This window comes from Vibrio sp. Y176, assembly GCF_033438945.1.
This window is the reverse complement of record NZ_JAWOQS010000668.1, coordinates 1-648: the sequence shown is the minus strand read 5'-3', so window position 1 is coordinate 648 and position 648 is coordinate 1. Positions and strand designations below refer to the sequence as shown.

The following is a 648-nucleotide window of genomic DNA, read 5'->3' as shown; positions in this document are numbered from 1 at the left end:
TGGCGTACCGCCCTGGCTCTCCGTTGCGTGCTCGTTTTGAAGCATTAGCAGCGAAAATCAAAGCAATTCTAGAGTCGCAGCCATCTTCTATGGCCGCTTAACGTTATAAAAAAGGGGAGAGCCAACGCTCTCCCCTTATCTTTTCTTTCGTTTGGTTTAGAACAACTCTTCCGTTGTGCCACCAGAACCGCTTGAATAAATGCTGTCTTCGAGGCTGTTACCAACGTATTCGGTTGGCTCCGTGCCTTTCTCAAAGTATTCAAACATGGACGTGCTATCCACTTTATGAGTCAGCAGACCGCTGTTGCGATCGATGCGAACGCGCACGATGTCATCTGGAATATTCTTGCCTTGTTCTGGCTTGCCTTCCAATGCCACTTGCATAAAGTCAATCCATGCTGGCTCTGCTGTTTTCGCTCCTGATTCAGCACCAGATACTTGGCCTTGACCCAAATTGCTGTTCACCGTCGTGCGGCCTAACGCGCGTGAGTGATCATCGAAGCCCACCCATGCAATCGCAACTACGCCCGGACCATAACCGTTGTACCATGCGTCTTTTGAATCGTTAGTCGTACCAGTTTTACCACCAATATCACGACGCTCAAGTTTTTGCGCACGCCAGCCAGTACCGTTCCAACCAGTACCTTC

Annotated in this window: 2 pseudogenes; one reads left to right on the top strand and one right to left on the bottom strand. The window is 49.8% G+C overall.

What is annotated here, in order from left to right:
• A pseudogene (locus R7O13_RS27970) lies at nucleotides 1–101 on the top strand (DNA-binding transcriptional regulator OxyR); the annotation flags it as partial.
• 55 nt (nucleotides 102–156) lie between these two features.
• Here the strand turns inward: R7O13_RS27970 and R7O13_RS27965 are convergent.
• A pseudogene (locus R7O13_RS27965) lies at nucleotides 157–648 on the bottom strand (penicillin-sensitive transpeptidase); the annotation flags it as partial.